The organism is Vibrio sp. Vb1554, from assembly GCF_033344235.1.
The window spans coordinates 1-17,437 of record NZ_JAWPOJ010000051.1 but is presented as its reverse complement, the minus strand read 5'-3'; the positions used below and the strand labels follow the sequence as shown (position 1 = coordinate 17,437).

General features: G+C 43.3%; 19 protein-coding genes and 2 pseudogenes. 3 read left to right on the top strand and 18 right to left on the bottom strand.

Annotated features, from left to right (window positions below; genetic code table 11):
- Positions 1-281 precede the first annotated feature (281 nt).
- A complete protein-coding gene (locus tag R8N28_RS22940; RefSeq protein ID WP_318183454.1) occupies positions 282-1,610 on the top strand; it encodes an IS4 family transposase in 1,329 nt (442 codons plus the stop codon).
- Between the two features lie 9 nt (positions 1,611-1,619).
- Here R8N28_RS22940 and R8N28_RS22935 read toward each other — a convergent pair.
- The 3 genes and pseudogenes from R8N28_RS22935 to tnpA form a co-directional block, all read right to left on the bottom strand.
- Positions 1,620-1,898 (bottom strand): annotated as a pseudogene (locus R8N28_RS22935) (IS66 family transposase); the annotation flags it as partial.
- A gap of 84 nt (positions 1,899-1,982) precedes the next feature.
- The gene (gene tnpB / locus R8N28_RS22930; protein WP_257884107.1) at positions 1,983-2,324 is read right to left on the bottom strand and encodes an IS66 family insertion sequence element accessory protein TnpB; all 342 of its coding nucleotides are present in this window, start codon (positions 2,322-2,324) and stop codon (positions 1,983-1,985) included.
- Entirely contained in the window at positions 2,324-2,620 is a 297-nt protein-coding gene (gene tnpA, locus R8N28_RS22925; protein ID WP_140329035.1) for an IS66 family insertion sequence element accessory protein TnpA, read from the bottom strand. Before tnpA ends, tnpB begins: the two co-directional genes overlap by 1 nt.
- Before the next feature lie 100 nt (positions 2,621-2,720).
- Here tnpA and R8N28_RS22920 point away from each other — a divergent pair, with 100 nt between their 5' ends.
- Together R8N28_RS22920 and R8N28_RS22915 are read left to right on the top strand one after the other, a co-directional pair.
- The gene (locus R8N28_RS22920; protein WP_257888034.1) at positions 2,721-3,482 is read left to right on the top strand and encodes an IS5 family transposase; all 762 of its coding nucleotides are present in this window, start codon (positions 2,721-2,723) and stop codon (positions 3,480-3,482) included.
- 40 nt (positions 3,483-3,522) lie between these two features.
- A pseudogene (locus tag R8N28_RS22915) lies at positions 3,523-4,011 on the top strand (IS110 family transposase); the annotation flags it as partial.
- Here R8N28_RS22915 and R8N28_RS22910 read toward each other — a convergent pair.
- From R8N28_RS22910 to R8N28_RS22840, 15 genes are all read right to left on the bottom strand, one after another.
- Positions 4,006-5,400 carry a hypothetical protein gene (locus R8N28_RS22910; protein ID WP_257888071.1) on the bottom strand — a complete coding sequence of 465 codons (1,395 nt, stop codon included), beginning with the start codon at positions 5,398-5,400 and terminating at the stop codon, positions 4,006-4,008. The pseudogene R8N28_RS22915 and the gene R8N28_RS22910 sit on opposite strands and share 6 nt — an antisense overlap.
- A 118-nt stretch (positions 5,401-5,518) precedes the next feature.
- Entirely contained in the window at positions 5,519-6,199 is a 681-nt protein-coding gene (locus tag R8N28_RS22905) for an OmpA family protein (RefSeq protein ID WP_253649807.1), read from the bottom strand.
- 8 nt (positions 6,200-6,207) lie between these two features.
- Positions 6,208-7,755 carry a TadE/TadG family type IV pilus assembly protein gene (locus R8N28_RS22900; RefSeq protein WP_262635509.1) on the bottom strand — a complete coding sequence of 516 codons (1,548 nt, stop codon included), beginning with the start codon at positions 7,753-7,755 and terminating at the stop codon, positions 6,208-6,210.
- Positions 7,756-7,759: 4 nt separating this feature from the next.
- A complete protein-coding gene (gene tadF, locus R8N28_RS22895; RefSeq protein ID WP_257888036.1) occupies positions 7,760-8,320 on the bottom strand; it encodes a tight adherence pilus pseudopilin TadF in 561 nt (186 codons plus the stop codon).
- Positions 8,317-8,793 carry a TadE/TadG family type IV pilus assembly protein gene (locus tag R8N28_RS22890; protein WP_257888037.1) on the bottom strand — a complete coding sequence of 159 codons (477 nt, stop codon included), beginning with the start codon at positions 8,791-8,793 and terminating at the stop codon, positions 8,317-8,319. Before R8N28_RS22890 ends, tadF begins: the two co-directional genes overlap by 4 nt.
- A 2-nt stretch (positions 8,794-8,795) precedes the next feature.
- The gene (locus R8N28_RS22885) at positions 8,796-9,518 is read right to left on the bottom strand and encodes a tetratricopeptide repeat protein (RefSeq protein ID WP_257888038.1); all 723 of its coding nucleotides are present in this window, start codon (positions 9,516-9,518) and stop codon (positions 8,796-8,798) included.
- 11 nt (positions 9,519-9,529) lie between these two features.
- Positions 9,530-10,372: a type II secretion system F family protein gene (locus R8N28_RS22880; RefSeq protein ID WP_257888039.1), complete on the bottom strand. Its 843-nt coding sequence runs from the start codon at positions 10,370-10,372 to the stop codon at positions 9,530-9,532.
- A complete protein-coding gene (locus tag R8N28_RS22875) occupies positions 10,369-11,271 on the bottom strand; it encodes a type II secretion system F family protein (protein WP_257888040.1) in 903 nt (300 codons plus the stop codon). The genes R8N28_RS22880 and R8N28_RS22875 overlap by 4 nt, the downstream gene beginning before the upstream one ends.
- Before the next feature lies 1 nt (position 11,272).
- Positions 11,273-12,544, bottom strand: coding sequence for a CpaF family protein (locus tag R8N28_RS22870; RefSeq protein WP_257888041.1), 1,272 nt, complete (start codon positions 12,542-12,544; stop codon positions 11,273-11,275).
- Positions 12,541-13,782: an AAA family ATPase gene (locus R8N28_RS22865; RefSeq protein ID WP_257888042.1), complete on the bottom strand. Its 1,242-nt coding sequence runs from the start codon at positions 13,780-13,782 to the stop codon at positions 12,541-12,543. The genes R8N28_RS22870 and R8N28_RS22865 overlap by 4 nt, the downstream gene beginning before the upstream one ends.
- 2 nt (positions 13,783-13,784) lie before the next feature.
- Entirely contained in the window at positions 13,785-14,261 is a 477-nt protein-coding gene (locus R8N28_RS22860) for a hypothetical protein (RefSeq protein WP_017190738.1), read from the bottom strand.
- On the bottom strand, positions 14,258-15,628 hold the full coding sequence (locus R8N28_RS22855) for a type II and III secretion system protein family protein (RefSeq protein WP_257888043.1): 1,371 nt from the start codon (positions 15,626-15,628) through the stop codon (positions 14,258-14,260). Before R8N28_RS22855 ends, R8N28_RS22860 begins: the two co-directional genes overlap by 4 nt.
- Positions 15,628-16,452: a Flp pilus assembly protein CpaB gene (cpaB, locus tag R8N28_RS22850; RefSeq protein WP_258512645.1), complete on the bottom strand. Its 825-nt coding sequence runs from the start codon at positions 16,450-16,452 to the stop codon at positions 15,628-15,630. The genes R8N28_RS22855 and cpaB overlap by 1 nt, the downstream gene beginning before the upstream one ends.
- 21 nt (positions 16,453-16,473) lie before the next feature.
- Positions 16,474-16,902, bottom strand: a complete 429-nt coding sequence (locus R8N28_RS22845) for a prepilin peptidase (RefSeq protein ID WP_262635508.1) — start codon at positions 16,900-16,902, stop codon at positions 16,474-16,476.
- Between the two features lie 97 nt (positions 16,903-16,999).
- Complete coding sequence (locus tag R8N28_RS22840; RefSeq protein ID WP_257888045.1) at positions 17,000-17,218, bottom strand: Flp family type IVb pilin; 219 nt, start codon at positions 17,216-17,218, stop codon at positions 17,000-17,002.
- Positions 17,219-17,437: the final 219 nt, after the last annotated feature.

The window sequence follows — 17,437 nt, the reverse complement described above, 5'->3', positions numbered from 1 at the left end:
GTCATAATGTCACCTGTTAACTTATGAGGTGATGATATCACCTCTAACTAAGTGACCAAATTCACTATGCCACTACAGTTTCAACTCCGCACTGATGTAAAGGCTCATCGCAGCACTCGCAATATGGGGCATTGAGTTCATGTTTATGAACTTCACGCTCGAGCTCTTTTGGAAAGGGCTTACGGCTAATGCCGATCAGTTAAGCGATAAATGAGATCGGTTGAACGATCCTCCAACTCGTTTATAAAGGCTCTAAGAATTCAATCTTAGAGCCTTTTCTTTTGCAATTAACTACAGCCTTATCACTTGCTAATCGCTATGTACCAAACACTGACCAACTGGGAAAGCTAAGTGATATTCTCTCCCCTGATTTTATTAACCAATGCCTTGAAACTACTGGTGTAGCAACTATTCGTAAACGTCGAATCCCCCTTGATATGGCTGTCTGGTCTGTGATTGCTATGTCTTTATATCGACAAGAGCCTTTATGGAGCATTGTGTCAAAAGCCCAACTGATGCTACCAGGTAGGAAATCGTTGGTAGCCCCAAGCGCTATTGTTCAAGCTAGACAACGACTAGGAGATGAAGCGGTAAAGCAAGTTTTTCATCAGAGTCAAAGGCTTTGGAATCAAGAGGCACAACATCCCACATGGTCAGGGTTGAAGCTGCTTGCCGTCGATGGTGTGCTTTGGAGAACGCCGGATAGTGATGAAAATCGAGAAGCCTTCAAAGCCCCTTCAAATCAGAATGGCGACGCGAGCTTTCCTCAAGTTCGCATGGTATGTCAGATGGAAGTGACCAGTCATATGCTTATTGCTAGTGCTTTCGATAGCTATAAAACGAATGAAATGAAGCTGGCAGAAAACCTAATCGAAACTACTCCAGACAATAGTTTAACGATGTTCGATAGAGGCTTTTTCTCGCTTGGTCTGTTGAATCGCTGGGCTTGCACTGGTCGCGAGCGTCACCGGATGATACCAATGAGAAAAGGGACTCAATACACGGTAATAAGTAAACTTGGAAGAAACGACAAGCTTGTTGAGTTGAAATCTAACCCTCAAGCTAGGAAAAAATTCCCAGACCTACCAGAAGCCATACAAGTACGACTGATAACTCGAACAATCAAAGGGAAAGAGGTCAATATCTTCACATCCATGACAGACGCAATGCGTTACCCAAGTTCAGAAATAACGGACTTGTATAGCCATCGTTGGGAGATAGAGGTAGGTTACAGAGAAATGAAATCAGCGCTTCTTAAAAATGAATTTACACTAAGAAGTAAAAAGCCAGAGATGGTTCGCCAAGAGTTATGGGGACTGCTTTTAGCCTATAATATACTGAGGTATCAGATGGTTAACATGGCCTCCAGCATACCTGGCTTATATCCAAACCAACTGAGTTTCACGACTTGTGCTCACACCATTATTCATCTAATCCATGGCTTCTGGCTAGAATCAGCTGGCACGATACCAAAGAGGATCACTCACTTGATAGAAGAGACCTCTCACCATGTATTGCCTATCAAACGAGAAGATAGGATATACCCGAGGGCCGTCAAAGCAAAAGTCAGAAAATACCCTAATAAAAAGAAAGCCAGTCAGCTTAACTGACTGGCATTAGGGCTTACGGCCTGTTTTTTTCTTGTCATCGTCGGATTTAGCCGTACTTTTTTGCTGTTCCGCTTCGTTAAACGTACCTTTGGGTGTTTTTTCACTTTGTGATGAGAAGTGCTTTGATTTACTTAAATTGAGCTGTTCAACCAACAACTCAATTTTGGTTTTGAGCTCGGCAACCTCCTCTTGCTTTGCCGCAAGCAGTTTATCTTTAGCTTCATTCTGTTGGTGAAGCTCAAGCAGCATAGCTTTTAACTGGTCAATATCATCAGGGAGGTCGGTCATATCAAGGCTCAGGTCATCTTAATGAGTTAATTGTGACAGCGAAAAAGGATCGTTCAAGCCCAAAATGACGATCAGTATCAGGGCTCACACTTCTAGATGATAAAGGGGTCTATGAGCTTTAGCGTGATCGAGTGTCAGTCCAGAAAGAAGCCAACTCAGTTGTTGCTTAGTAATATGAATCGCGCCGTCTTCGCTGGGACTTGGCCACTTGAACGTGCCTTTTTCCAAGCGTCGATAATAAAGCCAAAAGCCATTGGTGTCCCAAAATAAGATTTTCAATTTATCTCGGGAGCGATTGCAAAAGATGAACCAAGATTCACTGAACGGATCCATCTCCAGAGTTTCGGCGACAATCAGCGATAGCCCATCAATGGATTTACGCATGTCAGTGACTCCAGAGATGAGGTAAACCTTACCTGATGGCATCATTGCAGTGCTTCAACCCAAGACTTAATTTGTGACGGGCTTAGCGTTGTCGGCAACTCTGCTCGAATGCCATTGCTGAGTGTCAACACTACACAGCTGGTACTGGCGGTTAGCTCCGATACTACTATGGGCTGCACCTTGGTTTCAGGCTCAAGTTGTGTGAGCTTTTTCGACCAATAATGAAACGTTTGATAACTTAGTTTTTGCTCGATGCAAAACTGTTTGATGCTTAATTTACTTTGTTGCTGCTGTTCTAGAATGGCAGCCCAGTGCTCTCGTTTACTTTGTTGATCCATAGTACCTCCGATAAAAAAGGCACTATGGCAAACGATGAATTAAGTTGTAAGGTGTGGTTCATTAAGCGCTTACACCAAAAGTAAAACCATAACCAATACCATGCCAAGAACAATGTTAACTGATATTCGCTGGGAACTGCTACTCCAAGTTATGAAAAGTACAGGTCGTATTTACGATAAAACTGAACATCGAATGACATTTGAAGGAATACTTTATCGAATGAGAACAGGTGTTCCTTGGCGAGATCTCCCCTCTGAGTTCGGAGAGTGGAGTACTGTTTACAGACGATTTAATCTTTGGTCAAAGAAAGGGGTTTTAGATAAACTTTTCAAAAGCTTATCTAGCATGGCTGATTTTGAATGGGTCTTTCTTGATGGCTCTATAGTTCGAGCGCATCAGCATAGTACAGGTGCCGCGACTGAAAGCTCAGAGCAAATAGGAAAAAGTCGCGGGGGCAACTCAACCAAAATTCACTTAGCCGTAGATAGTGGCGGCCTGCCGATTTGCTTTGATTTATCAGAAGGACAACGCCACGATATAGTACATGCCGAAAGCTTAGTTGAGCAACTCGATGAAGTTAATACCATCGTTTGTGATAAAGGATATGACAGCGAACCTTTCCGTACTTTTGTTAAGGAACGTGGCGGAGAAACGGTAATTGCTAAACGCAATTACGGACAAGATATAGACAAAGACAGCATGGATTGGTGTCTATACAAGTATCGTCACTTGGTTGAAAATGCCTTTGCGAGAATTAAGCATTATCGAGCTATTTCAAGTAGATATGACAAGCTAGAAAGAAATTATGCCAGCATGTTATCGCTGGCATTCATGTTAATGTGGCTACCGATGTATTGTTGAATACGAAATGTACAGCAAAGATCAACACGCCCTAGAAACCGTAGCAAACATGCCACCGTGTTTGATTGGAATGGAAGCTTGTAGCAGCGCTCATTTTTGGGCCCGAGCTTTTGAAAAAGTAGGACATGAAGTTCGACTTATTGCTCCTAAGTTTGTCTCCCCTTATCGATTGTCAGGTCGAACAGGAAAAAATGACACTGCTGACGCCCAAGCGATTTGTGAAGCGGTTCAACGTCCTCATATGAGATTTGTTAGCATCAAATCTGAAGAACAACAATCCATCCAGTGCCTACATCGAGCTAGGCAAGGGTTGAACGAAGAAAGAACGTCAGTGTGTAACCGTATTCGAGGTTTACTCTCTGAGTTTGGGGTCATTGCTCCGCTATCACCAGAACGATTACGCAATGAATTTGAAGCAATGAAAATTCATCTTCCAGCTTTAGCTACCACCTGTATCGATGAGCTATTTCTTCATGTTGATAACATCGAACGTAAGCTTCTGAAGTTTGACCGACTCATTAATCTAGTTCATGTTCACCATACAAATGAACTTATTTGTATCAAATGCTTGATCCAATTCTTCATGCTTCTCCGATGAATACACTTTGCCATCTTTCGTCCAGTAATCTCCCGGAGATAGATAGGTGTAGAGGCGCAAGTATTCATAAGCGGCTTTGTTTGGCAAACGAGACGATAGACGCTCACAATATTTCTGTGCGTCAGCCTGACTTAAGAAGATGTCATGAGACTTTTTGTTACCTCTGAATCTTGGCAATAGATAAGTAAAGGCTTCATCTTTGTACAGTACCTTATTGGTGTAACGCTGAAGATCGGGCTCTTCTGCAGACTCCAGCTCAGCGATGACTGTAGGTGGTAACAAACTCTCAGAGAATCTTACTGTATCTTTAGGTTGAGCCTTTTCACTGTTCGCATCAGTCTTGTCTTCTACCGCTAAACGTGTAGGGACCGCCTTCGGAGCACTGGCTTTGCTCGCAAACGGGAAGAAGTAGTCGCCACCATTTTTAAGATTTAGCTTAAGCGACTGAGTTTTATGATTGTTCACGGCTCGCACACTATAAATACCCACATAGTTGCCCGTTACATCCACTCGCTCGCCAGAGCCGACTTTCTGGTCATTAATGTAGAAAACCGTTTGTGGTGAGTTTGAACGGAACACAAAGCGCACGTTATCAAGATCAAGTGCTTGTCTCAGTTCAACCTCTGTATTCGCACTGTAATTGTGCTTGTAACTTGCGTCAGCAGTGAAAGAAAGGTCGCCGTTTAATTTTTGGTTTGCATCCACGACTTTAAAGCTCGTGAGTTTGATTCGAGATAAACCACCTTTGCTTAATACAAAAGCGTTCTTGATAGAAGGGAGATTTCGGTTTACGCACGTTGATAAACTTTCCGCAACGTTACACTGCAATTGACCAGAATAAGTATCGTTTATCACACGTTTTGATTCATTCAAATGACGCGCTTTTATCTTTTCGTACAGAGCAAGGAGTGCGTCATTCTTCACCCGCTCAATTTGACTTGCCTCTTGTTGGTCTTGTGACAATTGCTGCTTAGTTTCGACCAACAACTTCCCTGCGGTTTCAATTTCATTTTTCATTGAATTCACTTTGGCAGACATATTGCGCAAAGTCAGAATTAAGGATTCGTCATATACACCATCAACCAACTTGTCTTTCAAGCGATTAGAGTCAGATTTGATCATCTCGACATTGGTCGCCAATTTGATCTTGGTGGACTCTATTTCAGCATTCAATTTATTGTAGTGCGAGATGTTTTCATCAATTCTCAGCGCACTGTACTGCTGGTCGTAAGCAGTATTAATGCTGCTTAATGTATCTTGCTCGTTAAAGTTAATGAGCTCTGAGGCAGCGGTCATACCACTCCACGCTACCCCCACCATAATGGCTATTATTGTTTTAGATTTACTCACTGCCACTCCAAATTGCCCCACCACGACACCATTGTTGTTAATGCTTCACCTTGCGTTTTAGGCAAGGTGAACGCTCTACGATTAAAACCTATTCCGTTGGCTTTACTTCGTCTGGTTTTATTTGATCTGGTTTTGCCTGATCATTCTTAGAAGCCCATATTTCTGAGCGTCTGTTTTGTGCTCGCCCCTCAGCGGTTGAATTCGACGCAATCGGCTGAGTTTCACCAAATGAACGAACGACAATACGGCTTTTATCCACGCCTTGCGCAATCAAACCGTTAGACGTTGTCAACGCACGTTGCAAGCCTAACGATTGGTTATAGCCTTCAGAGCCCTTGCTGTCGGTATGACCATCTACCGCAATAGCACTATCGCTATTTTTAAGCGAACCTGCGAGTTGATCCAGGGCTTTGCTGCCCATTGGTGTTAAGTTGGATTTATCAAAACCAAAATGCAGACGCGCAACCAAGCCATCACCTTGATGATTGTTATGTTGATTGCTAATCCATGTCGTACAGCCTGTTTGATCCAACCCTAACTTTGATTTACCTGCCAATGCTTGTTTGAGCTCACCATTGTTAGACTTCTGCTCTATTTGTAAAAAGCCCTGTCGATGTTGAGCAATTCCGACAACGTCATCCACTTTGATACTATGTTGGTACTCGCTGAAGGTATTGTCGCAATAAACGCTAATCCCCTCTTCTGCCTTAACTATCAGGCTAAACGGCAACGTCGAGATAGCGAATGCACCAATGACTAACTTTTTCATATTTTCCTCTAGTACAACTTAGTTATTCCGCTTGTTTTTGAGCCTTTGCGGATGAGTTCTTCTATCTTTTCAATCAATTCATCTAAGTTAGATACATCAATGATGTCTTCACTTGGATTAACAACACAGTCTTGAAAACCACTTTGTTGAGATGCACGGAAATCGATACCAATAACACCGATGTATAAGCCCGGAATCTCTGCTCTGGCTTTATCACACATATCGTTGTCTACTAGCCCCTTCAGAATGCCGTTGTTAGGGCTTTCTTGCCCGTCACTCAAAATCAGCAACATCTTGATTTTCTTGTTGTAAGCTTGCTGCTCTTCTTCATCGGTACTGTTTGGGTCTCCATCATGAAGAACTTGAGACCCTCTTAATATGCCTTGAAACGCTGCGGTACCACCGTCTGCCCACATCGACTTAATCGAGTCCAAATCTGAAAGTTTGTTCGACAATGGGATGTTATAAAATTGCGATGAATATGAAGAACCATGAGCATTAAACAGTCGGGTGCCGCTCACACCATAGAAATTAGGCTTTAATCCTGATTTATCAGTAAACATGGTCGATACCGAAGTCGGTAAATCAACATAGTTGTAGACATCAGCTACGGCGTAGCGATCTGCTTCGAGAACATCACGAATACGTTTGGCATAATTCTGATTCTCTGACCGAGGACTTTGGCAGTACGACTGCCGATAAGCACAATAGTACACTTCGCTTGCCAAATACGTGCGCCAGTAGTCCCAATCGATATCGTTGTAACTATAAGGTGACAAATAAGCCTTGTACCCGTTCTTGTAACTTAGTTGGCTTGTCGCATTGGCTCTATTGCCTGCCACAATTTCTCTGGTGCGAACGTTAAACGGCACAAAACCAACTCGGTTAAGCAGTTTGTCTCCGGTGGTGTCTTCTCCAGGCTCATCACAAACGTCTTTCCACTCTCCGTCGACGAAGTCTTGACGGATTTTTTTACAAAGAATCTTGTTTGATATCTGATCGATCGCGGTTTTCAAATCGTCAATTTTTTTGCTCCGACTTGAGCCCCACTTATCATTCATCGAGCCAGAAAAGTCCGAGACGAAAACGATATCAATGTTGTTATCCCCAAGATAAGCAGGGTACTTTCTTGCCAGCGATCGTCCAGCTAATTCCTGCTGCTTATCAAACGATGGGATAAAGCTGCTTGCAAACCAAGAGTCATGCGTTGTTCTGGCGTTCACTGTGTATTGGATATACTCAAGAGCACCAGTATCCTTATCTTCCGCTTGATAAAAACGTTGAGCAGAAAGGTTGGTTGACTTGATATCTCTCACATAGTTTTCGACATACTTCGTTGCCAGCGCACGGGCTGCACCCGGTTGGTCTTCAATCGTAACGGCCATTGCCGCAGCTTCCGCTGAATCCCTTAGTCGGCTCGACTCCTGCACATAACGGGTGCCCTCAACAGCCCAAAAAGTGACGCCCATAATAGGCACGAGCAACAAGCCCATCCATACAGCGGCGACGCCCTTTTGTTGTTGGAGACTTCGATGCTGATATTGCTGCATTCTCATTTCACTATCTCCCTGGCATTATTGAAGAAGAGCCAACTTTTACGGTTGTGCCAGTACCGCCATTAAAGAACGGCTTGAACCAAGAGCTTTGCTCCTCACAAAGGCTGACGCGGTACAATGGATACACCACGCCCTTTTCCACCGGAGCCAAATCTGCGTGTGCGAGTATTGAATCCGTTTTGCAATTTAGTCTGTTGTATTTACTGCTGGTAAATACCGCCACATTCACTTTATTGGTCAATGACTCGATTTTGATAGCCACATCGTTTGGGGGCGTGCCGAGCATTCGACTCGCGACTTTGGATAAGTCTTCTAAATCGGCATTGGTTACCGCTAGATTTTTTCCACCTAACACGTCGCCCTCAAAGTAACGCGAACGCTCTTTGATTACGTTCACCAACGCAAAGCTAGAACGATCAAGCTTGGCTCGCAAAAGTAACTGATAGCTCAAATCCGCGGAAAAAAGGTAAACACCCCATAACGCAGTAAGAATAAACACAAGCTCAACCGTAAATGAGCCTTTTTGGCGTTTTGGAGAACATACACCTTGTTTACGGAGCGTCATCTTTCCACCCACCCCTCATGCTCTAAGTTCAGTACCATTGTGCTTGAGATATCTCGATCTGCTGCACCGGCAAGTTTTATGATCGGAGAGTAACGATAGGTGACCGTTATCTCCGCTAAGTTGTATTTGAAGTTCAAGCCCTCATCCGAATAGCCTCTATTCGCAATGAAGTCATCATAGGTTTTGTAGTAACGACCTTTGATAGAAAATCGCGAGCTATCGATTAAGAAATGCCACAAGTTACCATCAGCTTCGATCAGAGATTTAAACTTGTCCTCGTACTGCTGATTTATGCCTTTGCCCTCGTAAATCTTGGTGTTTCGTATAGTTTCTCGAAGAGAATATTCCGTCATGTTCACAACATAGATTTGGTAACTCGACTCAAAGATGGCAAAAGTGGCAAAGAACAAAACGAGCGCGCCCATGACGAACTCGATCGCCGTTACCCCTTTTTGTTTAGAAAGCAATTTCATCATTAACTCCTATATTGAGTTAATTCGACGGCGATACTGTGGAGCTCTTGATCCGAAAAATCACCTTTGAGTAGTTTCTTCGCCGCATCCATCTGCTGCGCTTTCATAAGGGCAATCGCTAGGTTTGCCTTCACTACTTTATTTTCCGGATTATCTTTTAGTACTGGTATCAGTGTTTCGATGGCTTGCTCGTATTCACCATTTGCCATATGAATCATCGCGATGTTGTTCTTGATCGCGACATCATCATAACCACGCAAACGTGCATTGTTCAGCTCTTGGTAAGCCTCTTCGTATTTGCCTAACTTGGCGTACGACACACCCAGTAATACATGGATTTGTCCCGATTCATTACCCGTTTTAATGGAAGATAAATACGCCTCTACCGCGCTATCAGTGTCATTTTTTGCATCAAACACTTGCCCTTCTAACTGGTACAAGTCAGGGCTCTCTATCCCCTCTTTTTGCAAATGCTGAACATAAAAGTTTGCCGACTCGATATCCCCTTTATGGAAATACGCCCATGCCAGCTTTTCTTTCACTTCGGGATCTTGCGAACCCTGCTCTAACTGAGATTTGTAGTGAGAGATTAAACCATCGTAGTTTTTCACTTTTTCCATGCTCGCGACGTCATCTTGTAGCTGACTCTGCTGCGAAGGTGTCGATTGACAACCTGCCAACACACCCAGCACTAACAAAACGAGAGAAATGCGTTTTCCAATCACTGGTTACTCTCCTAAATATTTAATGTCATTTGCATGATTCCCGGTGCGAGAATCAGAATAACGATCGGGAACATGATGAAGAGGATCAGCGGGACACTCATCTTAGCGGAGAGTTTGCCTACCTTTTCCTCAACGGTCAGGATTTGCACTTTTCGCATGTCTTCAGCGAGATCGCTCAACACCTGAGTCACCGATGTACCGTATTGCAAGTTTTGAATGATAGTCAGCACGAAGCTTCGTATTGGCGGCGTTGGAATACGATCACTGAGGTCATTTAGCGCTTTTTCTAGCCCGTGGATCTTTGCCGAATCTGAGGTACGTTTTATTTGGTAGCAAAGGTCAGAGTCAAACTCAGCCAACTCTTTACCCAGATAAACCAATGCCGCCTCAATCGTCATACCGGTTTGCACGCAAACTGACATCATGTCCAGCAAGTACGGTAACTGAGATGATGTTTTACTGATCAACATCTTGCGTCGCATTTGAAGCAAAGTATCCGGCAAGACAATCACGCCAATAAGCGTAAAAATAATGATGATTAGCTGATTATTTGCTGTCATATCCGACAACAACACCAATCCTGTAACAACCACAAGCACCGCTAATTTGGCAGGGAAGTAGAACTTCGCCCACTCTGTGTTGTAATAGCCGGCCTCGATGAGTTTTTGTTCCAGCTCCTGTCGATGCTCTTTACCGAAACGAACAAAAAAGCGGTTAACACGGGAAGGCGCACGTACAGCATCGCCGCCAATATAAAGGGCGACTTTTTTGCGTCGTTGTTCTGTACGAAACGAATCGAAAATCAAGAAAAGCAACGAAACAAACAGTACTATAAGGGCAATCAATAGCATCATGCGCGTACTCCTCTGACTAACAACCAAACAATGAACAAGCCAAATAACTCACTGCCAAGTACATAAAACAACACGATACGACCAGAAGGGTCATACAAGACGAAATTGACGTTGTCAGGGTTTACATAGTTTAGAATGATCATGAAAATCAACGGAATTGCCGCAACAATCTTGGCAGAAATTCGCGCTTCAGACGTCATGGCCATCTTCTTTTTCTCTAGGGTTCTTGCGTCCACCAAAACTCGAATAAGTCTTGCTAGTACGCCTTTCAGCTGACCGCCTCGCGCAATATTTGCTCTAAGGGTTACAGTGAAAAACAGAAACTCTGGGTAAGGGTAGTTTTTACACGAACGTTGAAGTACCACTTCCGGAGACTCACCCAACTTAAGTCGGTCCCCCATCAGTTTAAACTCGCGCCCAATCGAGTTATCCATCACCTCGCCAACATAACTGATGGCTTGCATTAAGCTGTTACCCGCGGTTACCGCGCTCATCAGAATGTTTAGCGCATCAGGGAAAGTGTTTTTAAAATCACGTCGCCTTCTTGTCACTAGGTAGCGGTAACCCATAATGGTAAACACCAAAGACAAGCCTACGATCAACCCGGTGTTCGTCATCAAAAACAACTTAACCACGACGTACCAAGAGGCGATGAGACTCGCCGTGATATACAAAGCGATATACAGCGATGAACGTGGTCCAAGTACTTTTAGTGTTGGAGAAATAGACTCTTTGAACTTTTGCCAACTTTGTTTTCGTACCAGTGATTTTACGTTGATAGCATTGAAGTTTTCCGCTTCAGCTTCTTCAATGTTGAAAAACTGATCGACCTTTTTGACCTTTGAGTCTCTGACCAAAAGCAGTACGAACGCAAAGAGGATAAGTGAGAGCCAAAGCATGTTATATCCCCTTAAACGATGCCATCAGCTCGTCATACAGCCCGAAGAATTGGGCTTTCTTTACAAGCTCAGATCGTTGCATGATGCCGCTGGTTACGAAGTCACCTTTAACGGTTTCTCCAAAATGTGCATCGTCATAACGGAAACGGTAGATCTCTTCCATCACCACACTATCGCCTTCCAAGCCGACGATTTCAGAGATACTGGTGATCTTACGAGACCCATCGCGCAGTCGGTTAACCTGGACAATCATTTGCACAGCGCTGACGATGGTTCTTCGAATCGCATCAAGCGGCTGATTTAAGTTCGCCATCATGACCATCGATTCCACACGCGCAATCGCATCTCTCGGTGTGTTGGCGTGCAGTGTAGACATAGAACCATCGTGTCCCGTGTTCATGGCCTGCAACATTTCAAACGCTTCAGAGCCACGACACTCACCAAGAATGATTCGGTCTGGACGCATACGAAGTGCGTTAATCACCAAATCACGCTGCGTCACCGCCCCAGTCTGCTCAACGCTCGAAGTTCGCGTTTCCAATCGAACCAAGTTAGGTTGTTGCAAGCGTAATTCCGCCGCATCCTCTATGGTGACAATACGCTCATCTTCAGCGATGTATTGAGACAATGCGTTAAGCAGCGTCGTCTTACCTGAGCCCGTACCGCCAGAAATCAGCACATTCATTCGACAACGAGACGCAATCATCAGCACTCTCGCCATGTCAGGAGACATAGAACCAAAACCAATCAAATCTTCAAAGCCGATGTTCTGCTCTCTGAATTTACGTATTGAAATCGAGGTCCCATCCAACGCAATGGGTGGGATAACGATATTCACACGGCTGCCATCTTCAAGTCTGGCATCAACCGTTGGAGACAGTTCATCAACACGTCGTCCAACACGCGAAGCAATGCGTTTAGCAATTGCTAACAACTGCTCTTCGTTGACAAAAGACACCTCTGACTTTTGGACTTTACCGTGTCTTTCAAAAAAGATGTTGTTAGGTCCATTTACCATGATGTCAGAGATAGACTGATCTTCAACCAAAGGCTGCAATGGACCTAAGCCAAACAGTTCATCAATTAAGCTTTTCACCAAGCCTGACTTCATCATCGAAGTGATCGGACGTTGGTAGCTGTTTGCAAGAAGATCAACAGCGGCTTGGATTTGAGCCTCTAAGTCTCGGCGGCTCATTTTCTGAACCACTTCAGCATCTAGTGCTTCAAATATTTGCCCGCGAAACGCAAGGTATAAGTCTTTATTCGAACTCATTTAGCACGCACCCTCTTCAACCAAGATCCCATGCCTTTTTGATCAACAGGTTGACCATTAATCAGCTTGACCAGTAGTTCCATAGAACGGTTAATATGACGATCGTGCTTATGACCTCGTTTGCCATCAATAATGATGTGCGACAACGACTTGCAGTACCCCACTTCGAGGTCAACATCCGCACCTAAGTATTTGGTAAGGTCAGGACGTTGTAATACATACGCGTTTTCCGGGCGGTGATAATTCACCAATGTAATCACACGAGTTCGGGACGATAATGTGAGCTGTAAATTAGAAATTTTCTCAAACAGTCGTTTGGCACTTCTTACAGAAGAAACCGACGCATCCAAAACCAGCACTACCACATCAAAGTTTTCTACCAAGAGTTGAGGTTCAACTTTGAAGTCCACACCGCCCGAGAAGTCTTCAATAATGAAGTTCGTGTTTCGAGCTAAAAGATCACAGAGCGTCTGGTTATAGTTGAGAATATCGCTTTGACTCATGTCGCCATCGATAGCCAACAGACGCAGATTTTTTCGTGCGTTAAACAGGTAGCTAAGCGCCCCCTCTACATCCATTTCATGCAAGGGAGCAGTAAACTCATCGATACCGCGCGGTTTAAAATCTTTCAGTCCCAACAAAACATCGATATTGGTATCTGCGTATTGGTGATCAACCAAAATGGTATCGGAACCTTGAGTGGATAGTAACGAACTCAATTCAGTAGTAATGAATGATGCACCAACACCACCTTTTGAACCCACCACTGCTACACGCTTCGCCTTACGCTTCTGGCTGACACCAGAGAACGTCTTCAAGTTCTTACTAACATGGTTTAAGAAGTCTGCGAACTCTTGTTTGTTCACCGGCCAAAAGACGTAGTAAAAGCCCATGTCTTTGAGGGAGCGAAGCGTCGAAATTGCATCTTCTTTCCCAATGACCACGACACCTTTGTGTGTTGGTAGTTTGCTAGCGAAAGACTTAGCATCTTCAACGACGTTGTTCGATTCGTTCAGTTCAAGGATAACAATATGACTGCTATGTTGTTCCGTCAGCTTGGTTAAGCCTGCGTTAGCTCTTACACATTCTGGGTCATTCCAACCTTCGAATCGAAACACTTCCTGAACAAGGCTTAAACACTCTTGTGATTGATAAAACAACGTACATCCAGCAACACCTGTCGTCGAAGACTGTGCCGGTTTTGCTTTCGTTGTTAATGCTTTAGTTAAATCAAACATTATTATTCTCCTACCAATCTAGACTTGTAGGACACTTGTTTAAGACGCATCGATTCAACAAAACAGTCTGGTTCACCTAACTGAACTTGAATCTGTGCAGGCGAGCATTGCTGGGTTTGTAAACGCGTTAACGTCACTTGGATATTCAGATCACTTGGTAAAGCTGGCGTATAACGATATTCCACTCTTTGCGGGGCAATAATGTGTGACGGATACTGCTCAAATGTCTTCTTTAACATCGTTTTACTGCGCGCGGATTTGTAATCGATCACGTAAGTGGCTTCTTTATCCATCGATTCGATTTTTTGAATCAGTTGCTTAATCTGCTTTTCTGTTTCTGCACGATTCTTTACTGCAAACTCAAAGCTATGATGCTCTTTATACACCACGGCTTCAGCGCCATTTCCGCCAAAATATCGCTCTGTTGCGCAACCAAAGAGTGACGATGTCAATAAAGCAATAAGTACTAGCTTCTTCATTGAATAAACCCTCCTTCAGATAGCAGACGAATCGTCGCATCCGATGACGTGTTAGAATTACCGTCAGAATCAATATTCAACCAACGCGCTAACGTTGAGGTTTTCTTGATGTGTGGCAGCTGAATATCTTTCGGTTTGATTGGTTCCACGAGGTTTACTGTTGCCACGATGATCAACTCAGTTCGCTTTCTTTCTGTCGTTGCTTTACGAAATGCAGCACCAAGTATAGGAATGTCGCCAATGAAAGGGATCTTTTGCATTTTCTCTAAATCAGCACTGCTCATTAACCCGCCAAGGATGAAGCTGTCTCCGTCTGCCAGTTCAACGGTTGTCATTGCACGTCGTGAAGCCAATTGCGGGACTCGAATCCCTATTGCTTCAACGTAGCTTTCTACTTCGCTCACTTCCGGAGCTAGCTGCATTCGGATTTTGTCTTGACTAAGTACTTTTGCTGTAAGGTCGAGCTTAATACCAAACTCTTTAAACGAAATATTTACTCCGTTGCTGTCAGATACAATGACAGGCACTTCACCACCGACAAGGAAGCTCGCCGATTCACCGGAAAGTACCGTCAGGTTCGGCTCCGCCAAGACTTCTGCAACCTGATCATCACCCAATGCAGTGATCAAGGTACTTAGGTTTGCCGCATCAAATTGGTCAAATACGAACTCACCCGCTTTAGAACCAATAGAACTCCAGTCGACCCCAACTGTTTTACTAAAAGATTCATTAACTTGAGCGACTGAGATTTTGACGTTTACCTGTTGTGTCGTTGCAACCTTAATACGTTCAATGATTCCTTTCCAAGTCATATTGCGAGCGAAAACCATGCTCTCTGGCTCTTCATGAGCTGAATAGTCAGATTTGAACTCCAGCTTTTCGACTTTCTCCCACTTCTCGGTTTTTGCTCGTCCAAGTAAGGTTGCCACCATGCGATAAATATCATCACGAGTTTCTTCAGAATCAACAACACCACTCACTGCGACTTGCTCGCCCACCGATTGAACCTTGACTTTGGCATCAGGAAAATGGAACTTGAGTTGACGTCTAACCTCGCTTAGATCCAAATCAACGATGATGCGGTCAGAAAGCAACACATCATCGTCTGTTCCATAGACAATCAAGCGAGACTGACCAATGCCATTGGCAAAAACCACTAGCGTATTGTCATTAATGATTTTGTAGTCGGCGATATCAGGGTTACTGATAAACACCTTTCCAACCGGCATCTTTAATTGAATGTGCTGACCGTCATTAAGTGTGATAGATCGGTCAGCAGCAAAAGTGTTTGTTATAGAAAGCAAGCCAATCAAAAGAGAGGTAAAGGAGACGCACAGTACTTGCTTAATTCGATGGTGTATCATCATTACAATGCCTCTCTAGGATCATTAACGTTACCGCGTAACTCTTCGATTCCGGTATAATTGTCGATAACATTGCGTACTTCCGCGTATTCCGGCTGCGTATAGGTTTGGCTTCGATAAATTTCGATATGCATAGTTCGTTGAGCCAACGCTAGCTTTGCCAACTCATCTGGCTTCACTTCGATAACCACCGTCGTCATACCGTCTTCTTTATTTGGTGTTCGAGCGGTAATGTTGCTGTTTTCACCCTCGCCATCACCAATATTGAGTACTTTGACATGTTTTAGGAACATGGACGCTTTTACACCTCGAAAGCGCTTCGGCTTATCCATATTTTCAGCAAGGTTAGCGTTTGGAGAGCTCACGGTAAGAATGTCGATATATGAGCCAGGACGAATGTAATCTTTGATTAAGTTCTGAGCACTTACTTGCAGTGGATACAAGGTCATGCCTTCCGTTACCAGTAGATCGATATACCCTGGTTGACCGGGAGAAACTTGGTACTCTGGTAACACAACATCGCCTGGATTTAGGCTTCGGTTTAATAAAACGGATGGTGAAAAACTGATTTGTGCGTCTTCTCTGACGCCAAGCGTTAGTGCTTCACTAAGTGGGAGCTGTTGTTTGATAACTCCTTGTGCACTAATCGCATGTCCTTTTTCATAAGCTTCGGTGGTCATCCATACAGCAACATGCTGTTCATCTTTGTTATCGACCACTTCAGCGACAGCTTCGGGTTGAGGTTGACTCTTGAACAAGTCGACAACGCCAAGCGCGCCTACGATCAAGGCAACAATAGCAACAAGTAAAACCAGTCGAGATCTCATAATGTGCCCATTCTTGGAGGTTTAAATATGTGGCGTATTTTGAGTTAAAATTATTAAATAAAATCCAACACTAATTGCTATCCCATACGGGATTCCTTCTTGAATATTCACCTTATTGCTTATAATTTTTCTAGTAATCAAATAAATAATTGCTAAAAAACCGCCGGCAAACGCCGTCATAATATAGGCCCATGGTAGGTCATTGAGAGGGATTGTCAGTGACAACACTGCGGCATATTTAATATCACCAGCTCCAATCCAAATCAGAGCATAGAGTATTAACCCTATCCCTAGCACCAGCAAAAAGGTTGTAATCTGAAGATCTAATGGTGAAAGAAAACTCTGCAACAAGAGGAGTAAAAGCAAAGCGTTATTTTGTATTTTACGATGAAGAAAATCGACAATAGATACATACAAACACATCACCATCAACATTAATAAATATAACATAATAAACAAAAAGCCAACATTTGTACTGTGAAATTCAAATGATTTTGGATAAAAAACACCAGAATAAAAAATTCTAGTGTTTTTTATTTACTATGTACTATTTTGCTGCATCTTTCGCTGTAGAGATGCTAGATCCGATTGTAGTGAAAGCCTCTTTTAATTGCTTAATAAATCCACCATCCTCACTAACAGCAAAAGCAACCAAAACTGCCATTGCGACACCGATTAGACCGTACTCAATTGCTGTTACACCACGTTCATCACTTTTAAAATGTGATAAGAATAAGGTTGTTTTGACATATAATTTAGTTAACATTGATTAATACTCATAAAGTTAGTTTATAGAGACATAACAATAACAATAACTAATAACTAATTAAAGTATAATATATATAATTTCAAGTTGTTTCTTTTTTGAGACGTCGCGTTAGAATTTGTATGGAATTTGATGTAATAAAGGTAAGCGTTCACCGAGGTATCTTGACTTACCAGATCTGAAGAAACATATGCAGTTTATAGATCAAAAACGTTTGGG